Here is a 26,684-nt window from a genome sequence, read left to right on the forward strand (position 1 = left end):
GGCTGCTGATTGCCCAATCTTTTCTTTTTTTACACCATCACGATTGTCGTTTCCAACTACGTTGTGGCAAGAAAAGCTCTAAGGGGTTTCCAGCAATTCACCCGATAATAATCGCTAGCCGTTACCAGCTAGGACGACTGTGCTTTTTACTGCTTATGCAGCTAATGCATAATCAACGTCACGGATACGAGATTCCGCAGCTGTTAGGTTTTCAGAAGATGTGCTTAGGTTGTTGATTGTGTGATCTAAACGGTTTTGGAATGCACCAAGCTTTGAGCGTTCAGACGATACATTTTTTATAGCCGAATCTAAAGATGAAATTGCAACCTCTGCACCCTGGCGAGTAGATACGTCTACACCAGTTATTGATAATGATCTAACGCTCATTTCATTGATGCCCACCGCCATTGTTTGGTCTTGGTTTGCGCCAATATGAAACTTTAGCGCCGCATCTGATTTATTATCTTTTGCAGATTGAGTCTCACCAAACGCCGCAAAGGTATTATTAAAGTTGTCGTTTCCACTTACAGTAAACTTTAAGTTAGAAAGAGCATTAGCTAAACCACTTTGACCAGTAGACTCAATTTTCCCAGCATTCGAAACTGTTGTGCTAGCAAGTCCTAAGTCGGAAGATGCATCTGTTAGCCAGTCCCCTACTGTTGACGTAGCAGTAAATGTGTATGAACCAGATGAGGCGATTGTTCCACCTTTAGTAACAGATGCATTAATTGTGCCTGAAGAAAGGCTTAATGAATTACCATTTGCATCAGCTAAATCTGATAATAATGTTGAATTGTTCACTGCGGCTGATTTTGTAATTGTTGTTTCTCCAACTCCTGCACCAAATAAGTCATCCAATTCGCCTGCATTACCAGTAATTGTAACATCTTGACCTGCTGTTTTACTGACTAGAACTAGTTTCCCAGCCCCATCGGTTGAAGCAGTAACACCAATACCTGCAGTGTTGTTAATTGCATCTCTAACAAACTGTGCTGCATCATCAGATGATGCATAGGTCCCACCCGGTGTTCCTGTAGTTACCGAAACTCCATTAATAGAAAAAGTTTTACCTTCAATGTTACCCGCTGTATTGCTAGTAGTTCCTTCAGCAGTTAGTCTAGCAAAAGCTTTTAATGATTGTGATTCTACTTTGGTACCCTGAGCAGATGAAGCTTCACCTACATCGCCATTTAACAATTTTTTAGTGTTAAACTCTGTCGAGCTTGAAATTCTATCAATTTCAGTCTTTAATTGTGAAACTTCTTTTTGCATAGCAGTTCTATCATCATTTGTGGCTGTATCATTTGACGCTTGAACCGATAATTCGCGCATACGTTGAAGAATATCCTGCGTCTCACTTAATGCACCTTCAGCCGTTTGAATTAAAGAAATACCGTCTTGTGCATTGCTAGAAGCTTGGTTTAATCCACGAATTTGTCCGCGCATTTTCTCAGAAATGGCAAGACCTGCTGCATCGTCTGCAGCACTGTTAATACGTAAACCAGAAGACAATTTCTCCATTGATTTACTTTGTGCAGCATTGGCATTGTTAAACTGACGATACGTATTCAACGCCGTAATATTGTGATTAATTCTCATTTTCCTTTACCTCCATATAATTGGTTTTACTTCTTGGTTACATCCTTGTATTCAAGAAGCCTCTCGCTTACTGATTAATTAAGCGAGGAATGACAGTAATCAAACATATCCCTTGAGAAGATATGTTCATACTATATATCGACATTCAGATTAAGTTGTTTACAGTCTCTGTTTATTTTCTTTTAAAATTTTATGTATGCTGGTACTAGAGTAACATTTTGATTAGTTAGCCTTCTCTTATACAACAATCCCTTGCATTCTTGTATAATATTTGTAATTCATAGAAAGATGGGAGCCTTACTAATGCACAATTTGCGGCACATTTTTGAAACTCATAATTTCGAACTAACAAATGAAACAACAAAAGGAGTTGAATACAAACATCAAGAAACTGAAGATATTGTATATTTACTGCCAACAAAGGAAATAAACCTTGCAGTAAACCCTCTTTCATTTGATATTGACTTAAGTCAAAGTGATGGAAAAATTCATAGCACAGCTCTAAAACATTTTCCAAAGAGGTTAAACGGAGGCAAACAGCCAATTTCTTTTGGATATTCATTTAAGTTCCCAACAGAAGAAGCATTAAGTGATTTTTTACATACGTTCAATAATTAACATCAAAAAAGACGCTTGAACTCAAGCGTCTTTTTCGAACTATTTTTCTTACTTAGGATATGTTGCCTTTACCCGGTACGTAGCGCTAGATATTCCGCTCCATTCGTATGGTGTTACTTTAACATAATAAGTGCCTTGTGAAAGATCCTCATTAATTTCTATAACGTTGCCAGCCGAGCTGTAAGAGTTTCCTGCTATATATTCACCATATTGATCGTAAAGGTACATGGAATAGCCGCCTTTTGTGTTATCTAGCACAATTTTTGCGTTTCCATCTTTTTTTGTGGTAAATTGATAGACGTCTCGATCCACACTTGAATATGAGCTTGAACTGTAGGTTTGACCCGATACTATGTTCATTGCAGTTTCAATTGTTTCATTTGGTTCAAACGTCGCTGTGTCTCTTTTTATTGTTCCTGCATAGGTCGCTTTTATTCGATAGGTAGCACTCGTCGTGCCGCTCCATTCATATGGTTTAATTTTAACGTAATAAGTACCTTTTTGAATCTCTTCATCTATTACGATTTTACTTCCTTTTGAACTGTAAGAGTCCCCTGCTATATATTCGCCATCTTGATTGTACAAATTCATCGAATACCCTGCTGTTGTCTGATCTAGCGAAATATAAACTTCTCCATCTTTGTTTGTGGTAAATTGATAAACATCTTGATCAATATTCGATTCACTTGTTGATGTATACATTTGTCCTGAGTTGATAGACATACTTGTTTCATTTGTTTCATTCGGCTCGAACGTTGAAGGATTTCTGCTTATCTCTCCTGCATATGTTGCCTTTATTCGATATGTGGCACTTGAAATTCCACTCCAGCTATATGGCTCTACTTTAATATGATAAGTACCTTTTTGGACATCTTCATTTATTACAATTTTATTTCCTTTTGTGCTATAAGAGTCTCCTGCTATATATTCATCATCTTGATTGTATAAATTCATCGAATATCCTGCTGTTGTTTGGTCTAATGTAATATAGACTTCTCCATCTTTGTTGGTCGTAAAAGTATACGTGTCTCCAGCACTGCTTGATACCATTTTCCCTTCTACGAACACACCCGACTGCAGCCCGCCTTTTGGATTTGTTTTCACATTGATTGCTGAACTTTCCGCTGTATTATTAGAAGGGTCAAACGCTTTGATTTTATACGTATACGTTGTGTTTGGCTGCAAGTTTGTATCCGTATATTCTTTTACGTTGCCTACTGTTTTTACTAGTTTATTATTTCGATAGATTTCATACTGTTTAATCCCTGAAGCATCATGAGCGCTTAGGCTTAACGTTACGCTATTCGTTGTTTTCGATTTTACGGCTACTTTTACACTATCTGGTTTTGTTGTATCTTTAGGCAGTGTTTTCGCTGAAACGGTTCCGCTTTCTGTCGCATTATTAGAAGGATCAAACGCTTTAATTTTGTACGTATACGTTGTGTTTGGCTGCAAGTTTATATCCGTGTATTCTTTTACACTGCCTACTGTTTTTACTAGTTTATTATTTCGATAGATTTCATACTGCTTAATCCCTGAAGCGTCATGAGCGCTTAGACTTAACGTCACGCTATTTGTCGTTTTCGATTTTACCGTTACTTTTACGCTATCTGGCTTTGTTGTATCTTTAGGCAGTGTTTTCACTGAAACGGTTCCGCTCTCTGCCGCATTATTAGAAGGATCAAACGCTTTAATTTTGTACGTATACGTTGTGTTTGGCTGCAAATTCGCATCCGTATATTCTTTTACGTTCCCTACTGTTTTTACTAGTTTATTATTTCGATAGATTTCATACTGTTTAATCCCTGAAGCATCATGAGCGCTTAGACTTAACGTTACGTTATTCGTTGTTTTCGACTTTACCGTTACTTTTACGCTATCTGGTTTTGTTGTATCTGAAGGGTACGTCGCTTTTAAACGATAGCTTGCACTTGAAATTCCGCTCCAGCTGTATGGAGTAATTTTAATATAGTACGTACCTTTAGCAAGGTTCTCTTTAATTACAATAGTTTTTCCTCGAGAACTATAAGAATCTCCACCCATGTATTTTCCATCTTCATTGTACAGGTACATTGAATAGCCGCCCGTCGTATTATCCAGCTGCACGACTGTATTTCCATCTTGATTCACTTTAAACTTATACACATCTCGATCTGATTTAGAGTAGCTAGTGGAACTATAATACTTATTAGAGCTAATATCCATAGCCGTATCTGGTGTCTCATTTGGTTCGAAAGTTGACACATCGCGCTTAATGCTTCCTGCATATGTTGCTTTTAAACGATACGTTGCACTTGTTACACCTTTCCACTCGTATGGATTTACCTTAATGTAATATGTGCCTTTTTCTACCGTATCGGAGATGACAATGGTATTTCCTTTTGTACTGTAAGAATCTCCATCTATTCTTTTTCCATTTTTATCGTATAGATTCATTGAATAACCAGCCGTTGTTTCATCAAGAGTAATGTATACTTCTCCGTCTTTATTCGTTGTAAATTGATAAACATCTTGATCAATATCTGATTCACTGGTAGATTTATAGATTTGACCTGAATTGATATTCATGCTTGTTTCCATTGTGTCATTTGGTTCAAAGGTATTAACATTACGGGTAATATTTCCTGGATATGTCGCTTTTAACCGATATGTTGCACTTGAAATCCCACTCCAACTATAAGGAGATACTTTTACATAGTAAGTGCCTTTTTGCACGTCTTCTTTTAACACTATTTTACTACCTCTAGAACTGTAAGAATCTGAAGTAATTGTCTTACCATTTTCATCGTAAAGATATAGAGAAAATCCTGCTGTTGTTTGGTCTAAGCTTATATAAACTTCTCCATCTTTATTAGTAGTAAACTTATAAGTGTCCGTTGCCTTGCTAGATGATAATTTACCTTGTACAGCGATACCAGAAGATAGATTTCCTTTATTTGCACTTATGCTTTGTGCATAAGTTGTATGATTAAAAAATGATAGGAAAGCCAGTAGGCAAACCAGTACAATACTTAATTTAAATTTCATTTAACATTCTCCTTAACTTTAAATAATTTTAATTTTCTTATTTTTTACCTACTATTCTTTCAGCAAGCTCTGGATCCGAATAAGTTGAATCAATAGCGCTTAACTTATACGTCAGTACTCTTTTCACGGCTTCATCAATACGAGCTTCAGAGAGTTTATGGTTTTGAACAGCTTCTACTACACCGTTAAAGAGTTCTTCTTGCGTTTCGAGCGTATGACACACAAGCAAAATATCTGCTCCTGCTTTTAATGCTTTGTATCCCATTTCTCTAGGTGTGAAGTATTTATTTACCGCTCCCATTTCTAAATCATCTGTGATGACAATTCCTTTGTAGCCCAGCTTTTCTCTTAATAGCGTTTGAATAATGGTTGGAGACAGGCTAGCTGGATTTACTTTGTCGTAAGCAGGATATTTAATATGTGTAACCATCACAAAAAAGCGATTGTTATCTACATTCTGTATGGTTTTCCTAAAAGGATAAATATCACTATTTTCTAAATCGAGCTGATTTGCTTCTACAGAAGATGTTTCTTGATGCGGGTCTATATCACTTCGTCCATTTCCAGGAAAGTGCTTTAAGGTTGCTGTGATTCCTGAATCGTTTAATCCTTTAATGACTTCGTTACCATAATCGTTCGCAAGGTAAGGGTTTTTTCCGAACGAACGTGTGTCGATATTGGATAAATCTAAAACGGGTGCAAAGTTTAAATTAAATCCCATAGCCGCTAATTCGTTTCCAGAACGATAAGCTGTATCATACACTTGTTCAACATTCTTTTCTTTACCGAGCTCTTGATGAGAAGGAAGGTAAGAAACCTGGTCTTTCATTCGAGTAATAGCTCCACCCTCTTGGTCCACGCTCGTCAGCAAAGGAATATGATGTTGATTTTTCAGGGCCAGCTGCTGAAGATGGTTATTTAGTTCAGCTACTTGAGCAGGTGATTTCATATTGCGATCAAATAGGATAATGCCTCCTACGTGATAATCTTTAATCATCGTTTGAACATGTTCATCCATTTCACCACTTTGAAAGCCAATTATCATTAACTGACCAATTTTTTCTTCAAGCGTCATGCGGGTCATTAAGCTATCTACCTTTTCTGTCACACTATTTTGTTTTTCATGATTTGACGCCGTTTTTGGAGTTGTTTCTTTACTAGACTCACCTTTTACATTCTCAGAAGCAACTTTAGACTTAGATGTGTTAAGCACAAGTGAACTTACTGCTGTAACCACTAAAATTGCCATTAGAAAAAGAAGCGCTATCTTGCTTACGCGCTTCATTGTGCCTCAACCTTGGAGCTAACTTTTTTTAGTTCAGGTTTATTTAGTTTCCAGCTGCCACCTTCTTGAACGAGATTCCAGTTTCCAACCCACTTTTGTACTAGTGTTGTGCCATCGTTGTTATCGTCATATGAAGTCATTTCAATATATGCTGTAGCTCGATTAGCATCTATTTGTTTTACTTCTACTGCACCTAGTTCATCGTACATGTTTTGCTGAAGTCCTTTTTCCCAAACCGTTTGACTTACTTGTTGTTTAAATGACGAAGAAAACAAATTGTACGCTGTTGAAAAATTTTCGTTGCTAATACTTCCATAATGAAGTCGAATCGTGCTTTCAATAGCTCCTGAATCATCCGAAGATGATTCAGGCTGTGCTGGGATAGTTGGCGCAATTGAAGCCGTTGAGCTATCGTCTGCTTCTTCATTTGCTGAAGAAGAGAGCTCTTGAGTATATAACAGTTCGTTAACAGCCAAATTTCCATTTGCTAAAACTTTTACGATATAAGAACTGCTAAAACTCTTTATTTTTGACGAACCGTCATCGTAAAAAATCTCATATTCTTCTTGCGTAGTTACTTTATAGGTTGATTGATCGACGGATACAACCTTGTTAACAGTAAATCCTAAGCTTTCTTCTGTAATGTTTTTCTTTTCAAGATATTTAAGATAGTCACGCTGTTCTTTATAGGCTTTACCTGAAGGATCAAGTGAATCTTCTACAACAGTAAAGTTTCGACTGTTCACCGCTTCAATACTGTCACTGGAGTACCCCGCCATAAAATCACTAACTTGCTGTGCTGTGTAGCTGGGGCCTTCCTCTTCTTCAACAGGTTCCTCTTCTTGAGCGGGCTCTTGTTGAACAGAAGGCTGTTCCTCTGCCTCTGTGTTATCTTGTGTACCTTCATCAGCCTTTGGTGTTTCTTGCTGATTATTTTTTGTAACTTCTGCTGCTGTTTGTTCTACAGGAGCCGGTTCTTCATTATTAAAGGATTTACCAACCATAAACAAAAGCACCATGACAGCAACAACCAACACACCGGTCATTGCTTTCCATACGAATGGTACAGCTTTCTTTTCTTTTGAACGTTTCTCTTCATTCGTTTTTTCTGTTTTTTCTTCTTTTCGTTCTTCTGTTTGTTCTTTATACTGCTCTCGTTTTTCTTTTGGCTGTGGTTTCTCTTCTTTTTCAGGTATAGAAGGAGCCGTAGGGATGACTTTATCTTCCCGCTCTACTAGCTTGGGCTTGGGAACTCTAGGATTCATCTCTTTTGCTTCGTCTAGAATAGACGCTATTTCTCCGAGAGACAGATTACTTTTAGCCTTTAACTTTTCAATTATTTCTTCATTAACAGTTGAATAATCAGAGATGATATCGACTAGCTGTGTGATATCAGAAGATTGTTTCGGATCATAGCTGTTACTAATAGCTTTATATTCTCCTGCGCCGTATAAAACTGTACGCTTTCCTTCGTCACTCATCCAAATATTCTCTGGGCAGATAAATCCATGTACAAAACGCTGTGCATGAAGGTGACGAAGCGCATCAATTAAATGTTCAACTTCATGAATTTCAATACTTCCTTTTTCTTTTAAAGTCTGACCTGCTTCACTTTCTAGCAGAGCATAGACAAAAAGTTGATCTTGAGTTGCAATCATTGAAACACGCGGAAGATACTTGTAGTTATTAATATTGAGCTGATAATCTTCATATTGATGGTACCAGTGATCTTCACTTGCTCTATCTTCGCTGTTGATTAATTTCATGACGCGTAATTGAAATTTTTTACCGTCACTTTGCTTTATCACTTCATATACTGTCACGTTTTCAAAAGAAAAAAGTTCTCTTTTTATATCATAGCCTTCTATTTTCAATAGTGATCACCTTATCCTTTATCTAACAAGTTATGAAACTATCGTTAGGTTAATTTCACACTTTCCACTTTCCTAATATTACTTTCTCTTTGTACAATCGTGACAGAAACGGACTGCTGCTGGCTAATTCGGAACGTAATATGAATGTCTAACTCGCCTGCTTTACATTTTTTTAGCCCCGTCACATTAATCGTACCGATTTTTTTGTTATTGCGAATATACTTTGAGGAACCTTGATACAAATCAATATCTAGTTCTTCACAATAATCTGTGTCTAAGGTATACACTTTTGTGACTTCACAAGGTGTGCGTCGATTACTTGGAATAAGCGTACTAAATTCTCCTTTAGCCGCTTCTACACCTAGAGCGTGAGCAGTAGCTGTTTGAATTTCAATTTCTTTAGACCACTCAATGCGTCCATCTAAAAAGGCTGCGTATATGCTTGCTCCTTGTGCGACACATAAATCTGGATCTATATCTCCGTAGATTTTATTGTCCCCGATTTTTTGCGAGAGAATTTGATCAATCTTTGGAATACGACTGGAACCTCCAACTTTAATCACTCGGCTAATATCTGTTCTCGATAGTGATGATTCTTCAATTACTTTATCAATAATACTGTCCATTTTTTCAAAGTAATGAGCGATACATCCTTCAAAATCGTCACGCGTAATTTCTAGTTCAATATGCTGTCCAGGTAAAATATTAGGCTTAATAATATCTGTGTATTCTTCATAAGATAAAATTTCTTTCGCCTCTTTAGCTGCTTCCATCAATGCTGCTTTTGCTTTGAGTTCGTTTTCTACAGTTAGGCCGTTAAAATCTAAACTCGCTTTTGCTTTGATAAACTCAGCCAAGCTTTCGTCAAAGTCTAACCCTCCAAGACGATCGTCTCCTCCGGTTGCCAGTACTTCAAATAATAGACGCTCGGGACTATTGGTGAATCTAAAAATGGTTAAATCAAACGTGCCTCCACCTAAATCAAAGACCATAATGATTTCATCTCGAAGAGCTTCTTCATTATGAACACCGTAAGCTAACGCTGCCGCTACCGGCTCTTGGATAATACCGAGTACATTTAGATTGGCTAAAGATGCAGCTTCAGAAGTATTGGTACACTGAAGCGCTGTAAAGTAATAAGGAACCGTCACAACAACTCCTGCAGGATCGAATCCTGGAGTTGTTTTTTCTGCGTATTCATATACATCTCGTAGAATCATAGATGATACTTCAATAGGCGTAAATTCTTTGTTTCCTACTTGAATTTTCTGTTGCCCGTCATCCATCATTCGCTTTACGCCAATGATGGCATTTTCCGGGTCAATTAAAGCACGCTTTAGCGCCAAATTTCCCACCAGCGGCTTTTCTTGACGCTCGTCATAATAAACAACGGAAGCCCATGTATATTCTCTTCGAGGGTTTTGATAAACTTTAGGCCCTTTCTCCGTCCACCTAGCAATAGCTGAATAAGTTGTTCCTAGATCTATGCCTAGCACCGGTTTTTTTTCATTATCATGCCTCATTCAACATTCCCTCTATTCTCTTCTACAAGGTCTTTTGACTTATTTTTCACAACAATTACTTGAGCTGGACGAATGAGAAAATGAGACTGACCAAATAATTCCTTTTGATAGATAAGTCCGTATCGAACAACTTCTTTAATTTGCTCATCTTCTAGCTCTTCATCTTCAACAACGCCAATAGGTTCATGTTTGTATTCATCGAACGTATCTTGAGGCTGAGGAATATAAAGCTCCACGTGAAACTCATTAAATAAAGCTTCAACATCTTTCATTAAACGCGGATAGATAGTTAACCACTCTTTTACTTTTGAGAACTGTTCGTGATTTTGCTGTTCTAGTTCAACTAGCAGATCATTAGCATAATTACTACCACTGTAAAGACCGTCGATGATAGGAGCGACACCTTTTTCCATAAATGTAACAAATCTTTTTTCAGCTGCTTCAATTCTTTCATTTACTTCTTCAAGAACGTTTTGGTTCGAACGAATTGCTTCTTTTAACAGCGCTGCTTCACTTTCACTATAAGTTCCACTCTCTGTCTCTTCTGTAACTTCTGCTTCTTTTTCAATAGAAACGTCTTCAATCGGTTGATTTTGAATGTCATGTTCTTGCGTGTTGTTTTCATCTACTTCTAATGCTTCTGAATGATTTTCCTCCGCTGTCGTTTCAACATCATCTTGATTCTGCAGATCAAATGCAGAGTCTGGTACTACTTCTTCTGTTTCAGAATCTACTTGTCGATTCTTATTAATTTGTTCACCAATTTTTTCTGCCAAGATAAACTCAGAGGTAGCTGTTTCAATTTCTTTCTCAGGATTAAGCCTGCGAATTAAGCGACTTACACTTTTATCCGAGAGCCTGATTCCTTCCAGTCTGTTTTCTAACTTTTCTTTCAATTCATTAGTGAATTCTTCATCGATAGTCGTTTGCTCGTATTTTTCATGAAAAGAAAACATAAATTGCTCTGTTTCTTGACTCAAACGGTCAAATTCAGCTTTCCATTTCTCCAGCTCTTTTTGTCTGCCTTCGTATTGCTGTTGAAGAACGAGCAGTTCTTGCACCAGTCCCGATTTTTCTATCATTTAATTCAGCTCCTAATTTCTTTGAATAGTAATTTGACTAACTACTTCGTCGTCTCCATTAAGCTTAGCGGTTACAATTACTTCATTTTGTTGATTGATTTCAAAGTTAATTAGAATGCGATGTTTCCCTTTCGGAGCTGCCGGAATTCCGCTTAAGAAGAACTCTCCAATACACACACATTGAGGGTCACTTACATAATCTACTGGTTCTGGTGTCTGAAACACTGTAATTCGTATTTCCGTCATATTGTCTTGATGAGTGCTATATTCTTTTTGTACTGAAACAGAAGGCTTATCTTGCGTTAGTTCAAGACCTTTTTCAATAATTTCGTTAAAGCGTCCTCCAACAATTTCAATTCCAAGATGATGGGTAACAATGTTATTCATTTCGATTTCCGTATTAGGCTTATCTTCTTCGTCTCCGTCGTTCGTTTCATCTAATTTATCAGTAGGTACACCTAAACTTGCTCCAAAAATTGCTGCACCTTGAGCCACTACAGTATCTGGATCAATGTTAGAATAAGGCTCTTTATTTAGCAGTTCCTTAATCTTTCCACTCACTAATGGAATACGAGATGAGCCTCCTACTAAAATAACGCGAGAAATATCGCGAACGTCTAATTCAGCATTTGTCAGTGCCTTTTTCATTGTATCTATCGTTTGATCAATCAATGGACTGATAGCTGATTCAAAATCTTCTCTTGATAGTTCATAATCAATATTGTGAACATTACCAAATTCGTCTTTAATAATATTTGGAATTTCTATAGCTACAAAATCAGTCTCAGACAGCTCTTTTTTTGCGTGCTCACAGGCTTCTTGAAGCTTTTGCTGAGCTTCTAACAACGTAGTAGCTGATAACCCTTGGTCAGCTTCTAAGTCGAAAAGATCTAGATTGCTTTTTGCTTTGAAATCTTCTCCTATTAAATTCATGATCACTTGATCAATGTCATATCCTCCAAGTTCAGGATTTCCCTCTTTTGAAAGAATAGTAAATTTCGCCTGTGAATCTTCGGAGACACTGTCTACTTTTAAAATAGATACATCAAACGTTCCTCCACCTAGGTCATATACCATAATCGTTTGGTTTCTGCCTACTTCCATTCCATACGCAATAGCTGCTGCTACAGGCTCTTCTAATAAATACGTTACGTTCAAACCAGCTAATTCAGCCGCTTCTCGAGTAGCTCGTTTTTTATTATCATCAAAGTTGGCCGGCACACAAATAACTGCATAAGCAGGGGTTCCATTTAATTCAAAATCTTCTTGATTAATCACATACTCTTTCATTTTAGATAAGATTTCCGCTGATACGTCTTCAGGACGGTAAGCTTTATCAAAGAATTCCTTCTTCCACTCCGTTCCCATTTCACGTTTTATAAATGAAATGGTACGTTCCGGGTCAAGTAAAATTCGGCGTTTTGCTGTTTCCCCTACCTGCACATCCTCTTCAGAACGGAAACTGACTACAGAAGGAATCGTTGCTTCTTTTCCCAGCTTAATCATATGTGGTTTTCCTTTACGATAAATAGAAACTGCTGAGTTGGATGTCCCCAAATCTATTCCAAGAATATAAGGGCTGTTTTTTTCGATAATTGCCATGGATTAGGCCTCCTGTTTATTTGTGTCGATTGTAGCTTGCTTGATTTTTAATTCTTTATTTTCTATCATTTCTTTTAATGCTCGAAGATTAATTTCCCCAGTTTGAGAATATTCTCTATATAGTTCTAATTCTTCAGATATTTCAGCACTCGAGAATGTTAAAATTCCACTGCTGTCTAGTTCAAATAAGGCAACCAAACTGACTGGCTCTTCCCTCGGAGTAACAGATAATGTTAATTCACCTAACTGATTTTCATCCAATGGGATAGTGTCATTTGTCCGATATACCACCATCCTCACCTCTTTTTGATTAGGATATCTAGTAGCAACCATCTCTGCACCAGTACATGGGATTACCGTATTTCTTGTAATCAAATGAGCTACTCTATATTCATCATTTTCATGAATGAGTCCAATACCTAATGAATGTGCCGTAACATCTTTTACTTCTATAGGAACAGGTGCTGTATCAATACTAGGAGCTGATAAATTGGCTGCCATAATAGCTGCGCCTTGAGCTACGATTTCATCTACGTTGTCTGCTATGTATGGTTTTTTTATATTCTGAGTTACAGCTTCTTGCACTGCTCTCATTCTTGTAGAACCACCTACTAATATCACTCTGCTAATATCTCTTTTGGTTAAATCAGCTTCTTCTAATACCTCATTCATTTTATTAATCGTTCGTTCTAGCAATGGCTGAACCATTTTGTTAAATGTTTCAACGTCCACTTCTTCATCAATATGAGTTCCAAAAATATCTGGTATAGATATATCCGTAAAGTCACTTTCTGAAAGTTCTTTTTTTGCTTCTTCTGCCGCTTCCTTAAGACGTTGCATAGAAAGCGAACCTGGGGACATTTGATTAGCAGCAGCCCCATTAGAAACGTTACTTAATAAATAGTTCATAATTTTTTCATCAAAGTCGTCACCACCAAGCAATGAATCACCATCAACGGCTTCAACTTCAAATGAATTGCCTTCTACTTTTAAGATAGATACATCAAACGTTCCTCCGCCTAGGTCATATACCATAATCGTTTGGTTTCTTTCTTTATCAAGACCATAGGCAATAGCTGCAGCTGTAGGTTCAGAAAGCAGTCTTAGCACATTAAAGCCCGCTAGTTCTCCCGCTTTTTTAGTCGCTTCACGCTGTTCATCTGTAAAATAAGCCGGAATGGTAATAACAGCATCTTTTACTTCTTCACCTAAATATTTACTTGCTTCGGTTTTTATCTTTTTTAGGATTTCCTGAGCAATGTCTACTGGGGTTAAAGCTTTATTATGTATATGGTATTGCTTATTGGAATCTCCAATAAAGCGCTTAGAAGAAGAAACAGTATTTTGAGGATCAATATATAATCTCGCTTTAGCTGAATGCCCTACTAAAATTTGTCCGTTGTCTTTGTAAGATACTACCGAGGGCAGCACTTTTTTTCCTTCAATTGGAATACTTTCAACTTTCCCTCTGCGATATACAGCAGCCGTTGAATTACTCGTTCCCAAATCTATCCCAACAGATAAACCCATATAACCACTCCTTTTTTCTTATTAAAGAATAAAAAAATACAAAAATATCTATTTAACAAAACTTTAGAACTAAACAATTAACATTTTACTACATATTATTGTAAAAATCTCTATATTTTTATCTATTTTGCCCGCTATATAACGACATAAAATTTAATCTATATCTTCATCTTCACCAATAACAAGTTCTTCAAGAGAACCAAATTCTTCTTGCTCAGCAATGGTTGCCGCCGTTTCATTATTGTTTAAAACAAGATTAGGGTCTGCACCGTATTGTAATAAAAGTTGAACAGCGGCTTTATTATGCTGTTTAATCGCCATTACAAGAGCCGTCGTCTGTCCTTCATCACTCTCACTTTCATTACTAACATAGTTAGGATCCGCTCCGTAATCTAATAGAAGATGAATTAAGTTAGTCACTTCTTCAGCAGACTTTTCTACTCCATTCGAATTCTGCTGTAGAGCTGCTTCTAAGGGCACGAAATCTACTTGAGCACTGCTTAAATTAGGGTTTGCTTCATGATCTAGCAATAAACGTGCTATGTCATGCCTTCCTTCTCCCACAGCTTCCAATAAGGGACGTGTATCTCTCATATCGATGTCGACATTGACATTAGGATCTTCTAACGCACTTTTAGCACTTACAAAATCATCATTTAAAATAGCATCCATAAGAAGTTCCTCCGAAGAAACTTCATTTCTAACATCTTTTGGATCAGATAACTCATCTGTTCGTTCATTTAAATTTTCATTGGACTTACGGTCAACTTCTGTTTGTGTTTTTGTATCAATTTCTCCTTTCTCAGTAGATTCCGGAGTTTCAACAGGCTTGTTAACATTTGTTTCCTGACTAACGTTCTTACTGAATATATAGTTCATTCTTTTAGATATATCGCTCTCTAGCTTATTCATCATCGTCTCTGTTTGCTGTAAACCTTCTTTACCTTTATTAAGATTCGAAAGGAAATCCTCTATATTAAATTCCTCATACGGTTCTTGCTCTATATCTTTAGCAGTAGTCTCGATTAGCTCAAGGGAGTTTAAATACTGGTGATTAATGTCATAAACTAACGGCGGCACATCCTCAATGCCTTCAGCTTCATTAATGTAGTTATTTAAGGATAGAAGATTTTGTTTATAGCGCTCACCGTATTCCTTATTGTTCATGTACGAATTGTTCTGCTCCATTTGATTAGAATTGATGGTTAGCTGGTCAATACTGAACTTTATAATCTTTATATTCTCTTCAACTGAGTCTCCATATAGTTCATATTCATCTCGGTATGTTTCTAAATGCTCTTTCAGTTCATTATTGGACATGTCATCTAGTCTCATCCCTCCTTCCTGCTGGCTCATTTCTTTTTTCCCTACGCATCCTGTTAAAACAAATATTAAAAAAATCATTAAACCTACAAACCTAAAACCATTAAGCATTTCTTCACCTTTTTCTATATATTTTGATGACTAAGTAAAAATTACCTAATAACTCCATTTTATATCGACAATTTTTACAAAAAAGAAAGTTCTTAAGGCTTATAAATATAGAAAATTAATCTATTTATCAGTAAGATATATGTAAACTTCTTATAAAGTCACTAAAATTTCATAGCAAGCAATAAAGGTTGAATTTCTATGTTAAGATGTTCTGGAAATTTTTAACTAAAGAGAAACGAATAGGAGGGTCATTTTTATATGAGAAAATCTATTTTTCTTTCTTTAACGGCAATTCTTATTAGTAGTTTACTTATCGTATTGTTCTCCAAACAAGCGCACCCAACTAAAAACGAAAGATCCTCGGCTAAAATAACAGTAGATAAAAGGGCTCCTAATTTAACGGGTAAAAAGATTTCTTTAGAAGAAACAAGGCTTAACAGCCGTTATAGCACTTTACTTAGAGATACAAAAGGTCAGGATTATAATGTGTATGTACTTTCTTTACAAGATAAAAGATGGATTGCAGGGCCAAATGATGTATGGGCTGGTATTAGTGAAGGAGATGAAATATTTGAAGGTGATTATCAAATAGGCATTCAACCGACGAACGAATCATCTGTTTACCTGCAAGATGTTAAAATGAAAGACTATCAATATAACAAAACAAGAAACATGATTTTTACCCTCACTTTATCGAAGCATCAACCAAACTTCTTATTCTTTTCAACAAGAGAAGCTAGTGTCTCAGAAGGCGGCCCTGCCTATTATTTAAAAGATGGTAAATTAACCAAAGCAACGTTCTTTGAAGAAGGCGAAACATCTCAAGAATTATCTTTTTCATCACGACCTAAGCCAATAGGAAACAATAATATCCAGCTCATTAATTACTGGAATGGAGGCCCTATCGGATGGGAATTTAGCACATATCAGTTCAACAAAAATAGTGGCACCTTCATATATAAGGGTTCTAAGTTTTACATAGACAATGACTCAAGCGAAGGAGAGCAAGTAGCGAAACAATGGAACAACTCTCCAAGTTTCTTTGTTGAAACACCTCAGTCTAAGAAAGAGGTATTAGGATTCTAAACTAAAAAAAGCGAACTGCCCAGGCAGTTCGCTTTTTTATTAACCTCTTTTTCTTCTAGGATATAAAAATACAGAGGTTTTCTATGTTTTAATCTATCCCTTATCGAAATTTGTCGAATCTTTTTTAGGGTAATTCAACCTATTTTTATGGTAAAATCTAAAAAAGATATTCGTTATATAGTATCATTTTAGATATTTCGTTCTTTAAAGAAAACGAAAGTGATGAACTTAACTTGTTCAGTTAAAGGCAAACCAGTCGAAAGGCTGGGACGCAAAACTTCAGGTCTAAGGTCCTTAGGACTAGGATAGCTGGGTTTCCTGATATATCAGGGGGTAAAGGAAAACATGAACAATCAGCGTGTCGTTACTGGAAGTATTGGAGCTTCGTACATGAGGCCGCGCATTGTGGCATTCATTCCGGCGCACAATGAAGAAAAATCAATTCGCGACTGCTTGGCAGGATTAGGCGATCAGCTTCTTCCAAATAATGTGGAGCTTGATGTATTTGTGATTGCAGATAACTGTACGGACCGCACAAAAGAAAAAGCGGAGCTGGCCGGAGATGAATTTGATTTAAATGTAAAAGTACTGGTCACTGAAGGCAATAAACAACGAAAAGTCGGCGCGTTAAATACGGCTTGGAAAAAGATATATGGAGATACGCTGGATTTATATAATACGACGCTGACGAAATATCAGCAGCTGTATAAAGAGTCGATTAAAGCGATTTTAGGGATGGATGCAGACAGCCGTTTGGCTCCAAAAGCACTCATTAATTTATGGGAAGATTTGATGACGTCGCGAAACATCGGCGGCGTGATGGCAAAATATACGATGAGAATGCCTAAAAAGAAAAGCTCGCTCTCAAAAGATGATGTGCACTATGAGGAAAAGCTGGCAAGCGGCGAGTACGGCGGACCGATAGCCCGGTGGTGGACGCATCAGCAAAAGCAGGATATGGCAAGCTGGCTGTTAGATCTTCAGTATCACGGCGGAAGCACGTATGTACTCGGCGGTCAGGCTACGTTGTTTCGTCCTGAAGCGCTTCAAAATATAGTGGAAGAAAATAAACTTGACGGTCCTTGGCAAAATGACAGCGACGTTGAAGATATGCTGCTGACGTGGCAGCTGCAAAAATCCAATTGGAAAACGTTAATCAGTCCCGGCGCTCGCTGCTTTGTGGACTCGATGAGAAGCTATCATACGTACCGTGAACAGCGTAATAAATGGAAGTCTGGAACCGTTGATTTACTGACAAACGGAAACTTGGACGTCAGAACCAAGCATAAAGGAAAGCTGTGGCGTTCACAGATCAAAACGCTGTGTGATTTGCTCATTCGCCTGCTGTTTATTGTATTGTTATCGGCTGCGCTTGCGACCGATCAATTTTACTGGTCGTGGCTTTGGATCATTCCAATTGCGTTAGCTTCTGTGTTAAATATTATGCTCGCTGTCAAAACGCCGATGCACAGGCCGATTGATGTAATACTGGCTGGTCTTTTGATTAGTCCGGAAATTTATTTATGGGTGAATTTAATTACGTTCGGTCAAGTGTGGCTAGAGAGGCTTGCGGCTAATAAAAAAGACGGCTGGGCGAATCAATACAACGCAGAAAACGGAAAAACGCGCAGTAAATTAGGGCAAGGCATTTTAACAGGCTTTGCGTTTACAGGAATGATTGTTGTTCTGTGCATTTACTTCCGTGACTACTTAACGAGTCCTTCTGTACAGCAAGCTATTTACCCGTACTTAATGAACGGCTGGATTCTGCTGACGTATTTGACCATCTATCAGTCCCTTTATATGTTTTACCAAATTTGGACGCTTCGAAAACCTATTCAAGCGTAAAAAAAGTGATGTCTCTGTTGAGACATCACTTTTTTATAGAAATCGCCTCTTTAAATATTCAGCGATTTTTTGAGGAACAGCCGGCTGACTAACGATATAGCCTTGAATAAAGGAACATTCGTGCTTTTGTAAAAAGGCGAGCTGCTCTTTTGTTTCAACGCCTTCTGCGATCACTTTCATGTTAAGAGCATGAGCTAAGTACAAAATGCTTTTTGTAATCGCCTGCTGCTTTCCTTTATCAGTCGCGTGTTGAATAAACGTTTTATCGATTTTTAACGTGTTAAATTCGAAGTCTTTTAAATGTGATAGCGAAGAAAAGCCGGTGCCAAAATCATCTAATGCAAACGTTACGCCACTTTTCTTTAATTCGTCCATCACTTTTTTTACGTGTTCTTCATACTGAATAATGGAGCTTTCCGTCACTTCAAATTCAATAAATGAAGGGTCGATGTTGTAATGAGCTAACGTTTGTTGAACGTGCTCTACAAATCCGCGTTTCAGCAAATGTTTAGACGAGACGTTAATCGAAACGGGCACGGTTTGTAATCCTTGATTCTTCCACTGCTGCAGCTGCTTGCAGACGTTCTCGATCACCCAGTCGCCGAGTTCAATAATTAAATGTGTTTCTTCCGCTAATGGAATAAAGTTTTCTGGTGATACGCGCCCCCACTCTGGGTGATTCCAGCGAATTAACGCTTCGATACTATCAATCTCTCTGCTGTTTGTATGAACTTTTGGCTGATATTCAATAAAAAACTCATCTTGAAGAAGTGCGTTGCGCAGTCCTTTTTCCAAGTGATAGCTTTTATACGTCTCGCTGTCCATTAACGGAGAATACAGCTGCCAGTCGCTTCGCCCGACTTCTTTGGCACGACGCATAGCAAGGTTGGCATTCGTCAATAAGGTTTTCACATCTTCACCGTCATGCGGATAGATGCTGATTCCGATAGTGGCTGTGACGTAGAGAGAAAAGTCGTCAATGGTAATTTCTTTTTCGATTTCTTGAAAAAGTGCTGCGGCTAGCTTTTGACATTCATTTATATGTGCAAGAGATAAAAAACAAATCGCAAGCTCGTCTTCTCCTACTCTAGCTAGCATTACATCTGGCGTTACGAACTTTTTTAACCGACTGGCGATAGACTGCAGCAAGCGATCGCCTACGTCGTGTCCTAATGTATCATTAATATGCTTGAAGCGATTCAATCCTAGATAAAAGACCGCTAATGAATCTCTTTCTTTTTTCATTTGCCGAATGAAATTTTTTAATTCTCTTTCAAACTTTCTTCGATTCGGCAAGTTTGTCACATGATCATGAGTCGCCAGATATTCAACTTGATCCACGTACTTTTTTTCTGCGGTGATATCTTCAATAATCCCGTCTATGCGCACCAGCTTACCGTTCTCATCAAGGGTTGGAATGCATCGATCTTTTACCCACTTCATTTCTCCCGTTTGTGTGTAAATCCGATACTGATGACGAATTGTTTTTCCTTTTTGCAGCTGATGCTGCGCTTTTTCCACAGCTGGTTTATCGTCAGGGTGAATAAAGCTTTTCCACAGATCTCTATCTTCTAAAAATTTAATCGCATCTTCTCCGTAAATGCTGCTCACACCACTGGAGCATACAATCACTTTATTGCTTTGCACATCAACGGACCATATTCCAGCATCCAAATTGTTATAAATCGTTTGAAACTGCTGTTCTTTTTGTTTTAATTCATTCGTAATCACTTTTGATTCGGTAATATCATGAACAACGCCAATCAGCTGTATGACGTTTCCTTGCTCGTCTGCTAATGCATCCGCTTGCTCAAACACCGTACGTTCTTCACCGTTTGGCCGCATCAGCGCGTATTCAATTTTATAGCTTTCTCCCGTTAAAAGTGCCTCTGTAACTGCTTTTTTTAACCTTTTTTGGTCACATTCTTTAATAAATTGAAGAACATCTTTAAAAGAAGGAGTAAAGAGCTGACCAGGATTTAATCCGTAAATATTGTACAGCTGAGGTGACCAATAGCTTTTATCTTCCGTCACGTCGTAATACCAGCTTCCTACATTCGCTAGCTTTTGCTCCATTTTCAAATGTGTTTCTAATTGAGAAATGTGATTAGAGCGCTCCTGCTCTTTTGAATCATCTCGGCATATGGCGTAAACACCCGCAACTTGCTCATTTACGATAATAGGAATGAGCGTAATATATAAATGAAGTTCTTTTTTTGTTTTGTGATTGATTGTCGTTGAAAAATGAACTTTTTCTCCTTTTAAAGCACGTTGAAAAAGCTCTTGTGCCTGCTGTTGTTTCGACTTATGTATAAGAGCTGTCAACTGCTGGCTTTTTTGTTTGTGTTCGTTTCCTGTTAGCTTGAAGGCTGCCTCGTTGCTAAACATGATATCCCCTTCACAGTTGATAAAAAAAATACCTTCACTGTATTCTTTTAAAAGCTGTGTGTTCAAACGATCAAGATGTTTCATGATCATGATCGACTGCTCCTTCTCCGTGTTTTTATCTGGCAAGATCTCATGGCGCCTCCTTTTATCTATTTCTTTTATACTATTATAAGCTATATTTGACATATATTTTACTTTATTTTCCCGAAATGAGGAACGTGTCAGGAAAATATAGCCAAAGGTATTTTTTAAGGCTTTTTTGTTTGGTAAAATAAAACATGTAAAGGAGGGATTATTTGACTTACAGTGCTAAAAAACATAATTTATTTTCTAGAGGTTCTTTTCAAACCGCTGCTTTTCTACTTCTTTTCTCGCCTCTTTTTACTCGTTTGTTTCAGCAGAACGTCTGGGCGTATATACTGGTGTCTTGCATCATCGTTCTTTTTAATTTCATCACCGAGTGTATACTGGTAAAAAGAATCAGCGCCGCTCCGAAAAACTACATTGCTTTTTTCCAAACGATTTGTCTGCCTGTTAACGTACTTCTTCTATGTTTCTTTTACTATATTACGTAAAAAAGCATCTATCGATTTGATAGATGCTTTTTGATATTATGACTTTTTCAAAAGGCTCGATACATGCTTGGCTACAATCGCTCCTTGACCGGCTGAAGAACTGATACTAGAAAACAAGGGAGTTGTGCACGCGTCTCCAATCGCATAAATAGATGGGTTGCTGCTTTGATGCACTTCATTAATGACGATGAGCCCGCTTTGTGTAGTAGTGACTTTTTCTTTAATAAGTTCAACATTGGGCGCTACGCCTAGTCTAATCAGCACAGCGTCTACTGATAGGTTCTCACATTTACTGTTTTTACTTTTTAAATCGATCGATGTGACGTGATGCTTTCCGTGGATAGCCGTCACTTCGGTATCTGTCATTACTTTAACACCGGGGGCGGAAAGCACTTTTTCAACGTATTGCTCTCTTGCTTTAAAATGCGTAGAACGATGAATCAGATATACTTCTTTTGCTTGTGATGCTAAAAGATGTGCTCCTTCAAAAGCCCGGTCTCCTCCGCCAATGAGAGCAACCCTTTTACCTTTTAGCCGTTCTCCGTCTGCTGAAGCAGAATATACTTCTCCTCGGTCAATCATTTGCTGCTCACCCGGCACTCCGAGCTTTCGCTGACTAGAACCCGTGGCTAAAATAAGATACGTATAGCCAATTTCTTTTTCTGTTTCTTGCTGCTTTACTTTTACTGTTTTAGAATGTTCATCAATGGAAATTACTTTTGTATTCGCTTCATATAAGCAGTCCATATCGATAAAATGCTGAACCATTTTACGCTGCATTTCAATTCCATTTTCCGCTTGTATTCCGGGATAATCAATAATTTCATTATAAATAGTAAACAGCTGTCCGCCTAACTGTGCCTGCTCTTCAAGAAGCAAGCACTCAACGCCTAGCCTTTTACACCACACGGCAGCAGAGATACCAGCGGGTCCTCCGCCAATAATCAGTACGTCAACATGTTGCATACAGCTCACCTCGCTTCTGCTTCTCAGCTTATATGGCTTTTTGTTTCTTTACATTTGTCGCTGTAAAAGCGATAAAAATTCTCCGCGGACCTCTGGTTTTTCCATAAATGTTCCTCGAACGGATGAAGTGGCTGTAGAAGCTGAAGACTTTTTAATTCCTCTTCCGCACATGCACATATGCTTTGCTTCAATAATCACCATGACTCCTTTTGGCTCTAACACTTCTTCAATTGCATCTGCAATTTCATTTGTTAGACGCTCTTGAACTTGAAATCTCTTTGCATATCCTTCTACCGTACGAGCGATTTTAGATAAACCTGTAATTTTTTTATCCGGTATATACCCAACGTGAGCAACGCCAAAGAACGGCGCAAAGTGATGTTCACACATGGAGTGAAATTCAATGTCTCGTATTAACACCAATTCATTATGATTCACATCAAATGTCTTTTCCAAATGAGCTTTCGGATCTTCTCGGTAGCCTTCCGTGTATTCTAAAAATGCTTTTAACACGCGGTACGGCGTCTCTTCAAGGCCGTCTCTTTCCGGATTATCTCCGCATAAATCGATCAGTTCTTTCACCGCATTCATAAATGTGTCAGCTTGACCTATTTTTTTATCTATTTCAGTTGAATTCGTGCCTACTGTTTCTAAAAATTTTTGAGCAATTAAATTTTGTGTACTAAGTGCCATTTCTTTATGTCCTCTTCCCTTTTCTTAGTAAGTTTATTTTCAAATGATGGTTTTGCTTCAGCTATTTAAAAACGCTGCTTCAAAATCTTCTGCATTAAGGGGCTTGCTAAACAAGTATCCCTGCATGTGATCACAGCCATTTTCCATTAAAAACGCTTTTTGATATTCTTCTTCCACACCTTCTGCGATTACCTGCAGCTTTAAACTTTGAGATAAGCTGATAATCGCCTGCGCAATTTCACTGCTGCTGTAATCTTCTTGAATATCCTGGATAAAAGACCGGTCGATTTTCAAACAATCGATTGGTAATTTTTTTAAATAACTTAACGAAGAATATCCGGTTCCAAAATCATCGATAGAAATTGATATACCATATTTCTTTAACAGATGTAAAGCTTTAATCGTTTCTTCCGCGTTCATCAGCAATGTACTTTCCGTAATTTCCATTTCAAACCATGTGGGATCAAATCTATGGAGCGAAAGAAATTGCTTTATTTCATTAACCAACATAATCGGATCCTGAAATTGCCGCGGAGAAAAGTTAACCGCTAGCGTCATTTTTTCGTTTCGATCCTTGTTCCATCTACTGACTTGAGAACAAGCTTTCTTCATGACAACTTCCCATAGAGACTGAATCAAACCAGCTTCTTCTGCTATAGGAATAAACGCTTCTGGAGAAACAAATCCAAGCTCTGCGTCATTCCAGCGAACTAATGCTTCTACGCCGGTTATTACATTGCGCTTTGCTTCTATTTTCGGCTGATAGTAAACGTCAATGTCACCTTTTTGAATCGCTTTTCGCAAGCGCGTTTCGATGTGAACTTTTTCAGCTTGTTTTTGATTTAATGAATCATGATAAATACTTACTTTACTGCCGCCTTGTCTTTTTGAAGCATACATGGCGACATCTGCATACGTAATAAGCGTGTCCAAATTCGTAGAGTGCTCCGGATAAAAGCTTAACCCGCTGCTGATACTGACGAAAACTTCATCATTGTCAATGTAGCAGGGCTGTTGAACATATGCAATGATCTTCTCGGTGATACCTTTAACTTCTTCCGGTGTAAAATCACTGAATAAAATGACAAACTCGTCTCCTCCTTGCCTTGTAAGAAAGCTGTTAGCAGGAGGCAGACATTCTTTAATACGGTTGGCGATCAGCTGTATAAGCTGATCGCCTTTTGAATGCCCTAGCGTATCATTAATATCTTTAAACCGGTCTATATCCATAAATAACACGGCTACGTGACGAATGGATTTTTCCTTCGACTCAACTAAGCGCCTGTTTAATTCTTCTTTAAAATATCTTCTGTTCGGCAATCCTGTCAAAAAGTCGTGGTACGCATGGTACTCACTTTCTTCCTGACTTTTCTTTAAATCGGCCACATATGTTTTTAAAAAATGAGAAAGGTGGTTGATATTTGCTACAAGTCCTCCCAGCTCATCTTTTCTTCTTACATTCAGCACCTTGCCAAAATTGCCTTTGGCGATTTGATTTACGTGCTCCATAATATGTTTAATCGGCCGCGTAATGGATGTAGAGAAAACAAAGCTGATAATAAGGACAATAAAGATAAACGGAAGAGACAGCAGTAAATGTTTGATTAATTCTTGCTGCAGCTCTTTTTTAATAAGTCCGTAGTCATACACTACACCTATCACGTAAGCTGGAGAGTTTTTTTCTTTAATCGGTACCAATGTTTTTAATACTTTTTTATGGTTGATTTCAGCAGTATAGCTTTGTGATTTTCCCGTTTTTAAGGCCTTTTGAATGGACTTTTTATCACGTTCGGTATTTCGATACGTGTACGTTCCGTACCAAATCGGCTGATCTTTTATTCTAATATATTTATTGCCGTTTAAATATACGTTTTGATTTCTTTTTCCGAAGTTTTTCGGGTTAAAAGCCGTTAGTTCAAGAACGCCTTCAAGATTTTCCGTAAAGCGGTCCATCACGTTCGTAGGGCCAAACTTTTTTTCAAAATCGAGGACGTGCTGATCCCGGAAATAAGGATCAATAATATAATTAGTAGACCCGTCGTAATAATAACCCCATTTGTCAATGTGATTAGGGTTGCTAGAAGCTACTTCAATCGGCCCGCTCCAATAGTGAGGTAAAGTCAATCCTTTTGTTGCCGTGACCGGCTGCTGAGAAAGAAGCTGCTGAAAGGAGGTATACCAATAGCCCCACTCTTTTGTAGACATATTAATTTCCTTAGGGTCAGAAGATTTCACGCCTATAATATCACCTGCTACGGGTGCTAATAGTGTAATATGAGATACCATCAGTTTTTTAGCCAACTGTTTTAACTCGTCATTGGTAACGTCTCGGTAATCAGCAGGCAAAGACTGTTGAATTGCAATTGAAGCCGTTCGTAATTCCTGTGCCATCCGATCTTCCATATAGGAAGCACTATTTTTAGAATTTTCGACTTCGTACGCAATTTCTTCTGTGACCAGCGTGATTTCCCTTTGATTAAACTCTGTTAATCTATTTTTTGATCTAATGTAGTGCAAGGTGTTATTTGCTAGTAGAATACACAATACCAGCAAAGTAAAGAATACGGACAACTTTTTCTTTATCGACACTAGTGATGGCCTCCTGTTTAAAGAACTGATCCGACAGTTTTAAAACCTGCCTATATGCTCTAGCTTTACATCGGATACTATTCTTCAATTTCCACAAAAAAAGAATGAACTCATACAAAAAACCAACCGCTTTGGTTGGCTCTATTCTTAACTAATTATAAAACATATTAAATACATACTTTTATTTACATGGGTAGAACAAATTTGTATTACTATAATATTTTAACTTCTTTTTTCAAAATATCAAAGGGGGAAAATTTAACTTTCTTTATCCCTGCCGCTACTTCTTAAACTTCTTCAACATTCGGTGATACCAATAGATTCCCACGCCCGTGAATAAAATAATCGTTCCCCACTGATGAGGTAAAAACTTCAGCATCCATATGGACATGATAATAGTCGCTACCGTTAAGTTACTCAGCCACTGCTCTCGGCTGAGCTTTTTCTTATTTACTACCACCGCTATATAACCGATGGGTGGTGCAAAAAAGCAAAGCAGCAGCAGAAATTTTTCTGAACGGTGCCAAGGCTGTTTATTCATTTTTCCTCACTTTTTCTATTTAAAATGAACTGATAGCCAAACGTCACAATGATCCCTGTCCAAAACATCGAAAATGACGACACTAACTCGGCACCTTTATAGGTATACATTATTACGTTCACAAACAGCAGCAATAAAAGTATATAAAAACCTGCCGACACAGCTTTATTCCAATTTTGATGCTCTCGTTTAGACACATCTTTAAACAACTTCATCGAAACTCTCCTTTTACATCTCATACATCACTTATCCATTTAAGGGTTCTATCTTTATGTTAGCATACTGGGTAGTTTTGGAAAATAAATAAAGGAAATTATATGGAAAATCCAAAATCAATAACAATAGAACTACAAAAAGATAATAAATGTAAATAAATAATTCTTTTTAACTATTATTTTGCACACAAAACGTCCATATTAGTATA

Annotated in this window: 19 protein-coding genes and 1 riboswitch; of the genes, 4 read left to right on the top strand and 15 right to left on the bottom strand. The window is 37.6% G+C overall.

Translation table 11 applies throughout. The features are described 5' to 3' along the window. Positions 1–153 precede the first annotated feature (153 nt). Positions 154–1,599, bottom strand: a complete 1,446-nt coding sequence (locus tag WKH56_RS12740) for a flagellin N-terminal helical domain-containing protein (RefSeq protein WP_342835757.1) — start codon at positions 1,597–1,599, stop codon at positions 154–156. Between the two features lie 303 nt (positions 1,600–1,902). On the opposite strand from WKH56_RS12740, the gene WKH56_RS12745 reads away from it, so the two are divergent. Further along, complete coding sequence (locus WKH56_RS12745; protein WP_342835759.1) at positions 1,903–2,217, top strand: hypothetical protein; 315 nt, start codon at positions 1,903–1,905, stop codon at positions 2,215–2,217. A 48-nt stretch (positions 2,218–2,265) separates the two neighbouring features. On the opposite strand, the gene WKH56_RS12750 is transcribed toward WKH56_RS12745, so the two are convergent. The 8 genes from WKH56_RS12750 to WKH56_RS12785 all read right to left on the bottom strand — a co-directional run bounded on the left by WKH56_RS12750 (position 2,266) and on the right by WKH56_RS12785 (position 15,544). Further along, positions 2,266–5,244 (bottom strand): pre-peptidase C-terminal domain-containing protein, encoded by a 2,979-nt coding sequence (locus tag WKH56_RS12750; protein ID WP_342835760.1) that lies wholly within the window; start codon positions 5,242–5,244, stop codon positions 2,266–2,268. 37 nt (positions 5,245–5,281) lie between these two features. After that, positions 5,282–6,529 carry a beta-N-acetylhexosaminidase gene (nagZ, locus tag WKH56_RS12755; RefSeq protein ID WP_342835761.1) on the bottom strand — a complete coding sequence of 416 codons (1,248 nt, stop codon included), beginning with the start codon at positions 6,527–6,529 and terminating at the stop codon, positions 5,282–5,284. Next, entirely contained in the window at positions 6,526–8,403 is a 1,878-nt protein-coding gene (locus WKH56_RS12760) for a TcaA NTF2-like domain-containing protein (protein WP_342835763.1), read from the bottom strand. Before WKH56_RS12760 ends, nagZ begins: the two co-directional genes overlap by 4 nt. Positions 8,404–8,447: 44 nt before the next feature. Next, the gene (locus tag WKH56_RS12765; RefSeq protein WP_328105547.1) at positions 8,448–9,926 is read right to left on the bottom strand and encodes an Hsp70 family protein; all 1,479 of its coding nucleotides are present in this window, start codon (positions 9,924–9,926) and stop codon (positions 8,448–8,450) included. Next, a complete protein-coding gene (gene grpE / locus WKH56_RS12770; RefSeq protein WP_342835767.1) occupies positions 9,923–11,008 on the bottom strand; it encodes a nucleotide exchange factor GrpE in 1,086 nt (361 codons plus the stop codon). Before grpE ends, WKH56_RS12765 begins: the two co-directional genes overlap by 4 nt. A 12-nt stretch (positions 11,009–11,020) precedes the next feature. Then, complete coding sequence (locus WKH56_RS12775; RefSeq protein WP_182420836.1) at positions 11,021–12,610, bottom strand: Hsp70 family protein; 1,590 nt, start codon at positions 12,608–12,610, stop codon at positions 11,021–11,023. A gap of 3 nt (positions 12,611–12,613) precedes the next feature. After that, entirely contained in the window at positions 12,614–14,140 is a 1,527-nt protein-coding gene (locus WKH56_RS12780; protein WP_328175442.1) for an Hsp70 family protein, read from the bottom strand. Between the two features lie 153 nt (positions 14,141–14,293). Further along, positions 14,294–15,544, bottom strand: coding sequence for an ankyrin repeat domain-containing protein (locus WKH56_RS12785; RefSeq protein ID WP_342835773.1), 1,251 nt, complete (start codon positions 15,542–15,544; stop codon positions 14,294–14,296). 288 nt (positions 15,545–15,832) lie between these two features. Here WKH56_RS12785 and WKH56_RS12790 point away from each other — a divergent pair, with 288 nt between their 5' ends. Further along, positions 15,833–16,660: a hypothetical protein gene (locus WKH56_RS12790; protein ID WP_342835775.1), complete on the top strand. Its 828-nt coding sequence runs from the start codon at positions 15,833–15,835 to the stop codon at positions 16,658–16,660. Positions 16,661–16,896: 236 nt separating this feature from the next. Beyond that, a riboswitch (cyclic di-GMP riboswitch) is annotated at positions 16,897–16,982 on the top strand. A gap of 23 nt (positions 16,983–17,005) precedes the next feature. Then, complete coding sequence (locus WKH56_RS12795) at positions 17,006–18,508, top strand: glycosyltransferase family 2 protein (RefSeq protein ID WP_098333722.1); 1,503 nt, start codon at positions 17,006–17,008, stop codon at positions 18,506–18,508. A gap of 33 nt (positions 18,509–18,541) precedes the next feature. Here WKH56_RS12795 and WKH56_RS12800 read toward each other — a convergent pair whose 3' ends face one another. Further along, positions 18,542–21,022, bottom strand: coding sequence for a sensor domain-containing protein (locus WKH56_RS12800; RefSeq protein ID WP_342835778.1), 2,481 nt, complete (start codon positions 21,020–21,022; stop codon positions 18,542–18,544). Positions 21,023–21,192: 170 nt separating this feature from the next. Between WKH56_RS12800 and WKH56_RS12805 the strand changes: the two genes are divergently transcribed. Continuing rightward, positions 21,193–21,471 (top strand): hypothetical protein, encoded by a 279-nt coding sequence (locus WKH56_RS12805; protein ID WP_342835780.1) that lies wholly within the window; start codon positions 21,193–21,195, stop codon positions 21,469–21,471. A 36-nt stretch (positions 21,472–21,507) separates the two neighbouring features. Here WKH56_RS12805 and WKH56_RS12810 read toward each other — a convergent pair whose 3' ends face one another. The 5 genes from WKH56_RS12810 to WKH56_RS12830 all read right to left on the bottom strand — a co-directional run bounded on the left by WKH56_RS12810 (position 21,508) and on the right by WKH56_RS12830 (position 26,475). Beyond that, complete coding sequence (locus WKH56_RS12810; RefSeq protein WP_342835782.1) at positions 21,508–22,437, bottom strand: NAD(P)/FAD-dependent oxidoreductase; 930 nt, start codon at positions 22,435–22,437, stop codon at positions 21,508–21,510. 48 nt (positions 22,438–22,485) lie between these two features. Then, positions 22,486–23,130, bottom strand: coding sequence for a GTP cyclohydrolase I FolE (gene folE, locus WKH56_RS12815; protein WP_025749591.1), 645 nt, complete (start codon positions 23,128–23,130; stop codon positions 22,486–22,488). Between the two features lie 57 nt (positions 23,131–23,187). Continuing rightward, positions 23,188–25,719: an EAL domain-containing protein gene (locus WKH56_RS12820; RefSeq protein ID WP_342835784.1), complete on the bottom strand. Its 2,532-nt coding sequence runs from the start codon at positions 25,717–25,719 to the stop codon at positions 23,188–23,190. Positions 25,720–25,999: 280 nt separating this feature from the next. Continuing rightward, entirely contained in the window at positions 26,000–26,260 is a 261-nt protein-coding gene (locus tag WKH56_RS12825) for a hypothetical protein (protein ID WP_028407747.1), read from the bottom strand. After that, complete coding sequence (locus WKH56_RS12830) at positions 26,257–26,475, bottom strand: hypothetical protein (RefSeq protein ID WP_028407746.1); 219 nt, start codon at positions 26,473–26,475, stop codon at positions 26,257–26,259. The genes WKH56_RS12825 and WKH56_RS12830 overlap by 4 nt, the downstream gene beginning before the upstream one ends. Between the last annotated feature and the right edge of the window lie 209 nt (positions 26,476–26,684).

This window comes from Priestia sp. SB1 (genome assembly GCF_038898415.1).

Bases quoted from the DNA above. Each gene is read 5' to 3' on its own strand.
- WKH56_RS12830 (WP_028407746.1), bottom strand. From the start codon at position 26,475: ATGAAGTTGTTTAAAGATGTGTCTAAACGAGAGCATCAAAATTGGAAT.
- WKH56_RS12790 (WP_342835775.1), top strand. From the start codon at position 15,833: ATGAGAAAATCTATTTTTCTTTCTTTAACGGCAATTCTTATTAGTAGT.
- nagZ (WP_342835761.1), bottom strand. From the start codon at position 6,529: ATGAAGCGCGTAAGCAAGATAGCGCTTCTTTTTCTAATGGCAATTTTA.
- WKH56_RS12780 (WP_328175442.1), bottom strand. From the start codon at position 14,140: ATGGGTTTATCTGTTGGGATAGATTTGGGAACGAGTAATTCAACGGCT.
- WKH56_RS12785 (WP_342835773.1), bottom strand. From the start codon at position 15,544: ATGATTTTTTTAATATTTGTTTTAACAGGATGCGTAGGGAAAAAAGAA.
- folE (WP_025749591.1), bottom strand. From the start codon at position 23,130: ATGGCACTTAGTACACAAAATTTAATTGCTCAAAAATTTTTAGAAACA.
- WKH56_RS12775 (WP_182420836.1), bottom strand. From the start codon at position 12,610: ATGGCAATTATCGAAAAAAACAGCCCTTATATTCTTGGAATAGATTTG.
- WKH56_RS12750 (WP_342835760.1), bottom strand. From the start codon at position 5,244: ATGAAATTTAAATTAAGTATTGTACTGGTTTGCCTACTGGCTTTCCTA.
- WKH56_RS12765 (WP_328105547.1), bottom strand. From the start codon at position 9,926: ATGAGGCATGATAATGAAAAAAAACCGGTGCTAGGCATAGATCTAGGA.
- WKH56_RS12825 (WP_028407747.1), bottom strand. From the start codon at position 26,260: ATGAATAAACAGCCTTGGCACCGTTCAGAAAAATTTCTGCTGCTGCTT.
- WKH56_RS12740 (WP_342835757.1), bottom strand. From the start codon at position 1,599: ATGAGAATTAATCACAATATTACGGCGTTGAATACGTATCGTCAGTTT.
- WKH56_RS12745 (WP_342835759.1), top strand. From the start codon at position 1,903: ATGCACAATTTGCGGCACATTTTTGAAACTCATAATTTCGAACTAACA.
- grpE (WP_342835767.1), bottom strand. From the start codon at position 11,008: ATGATAGAAAAATCGGGACTGGTGCAAGAACTGCTCGTTCTTCAACAG.
- WKH56_RS12795 (WP_098333722.1), top strand. From the start codon at position 17,006: ATGAACAATCAGCGTGTCGTTACTGGAAGTATTGGAGCTTCGTACATG.
- WKH56_RS12810 (WP_342835782.1), bottom strand. From the start codon at position 22,437: ATGCAACATGTTGACGTACTGATTATTGGCGGAGGACCCGCTGGTATC.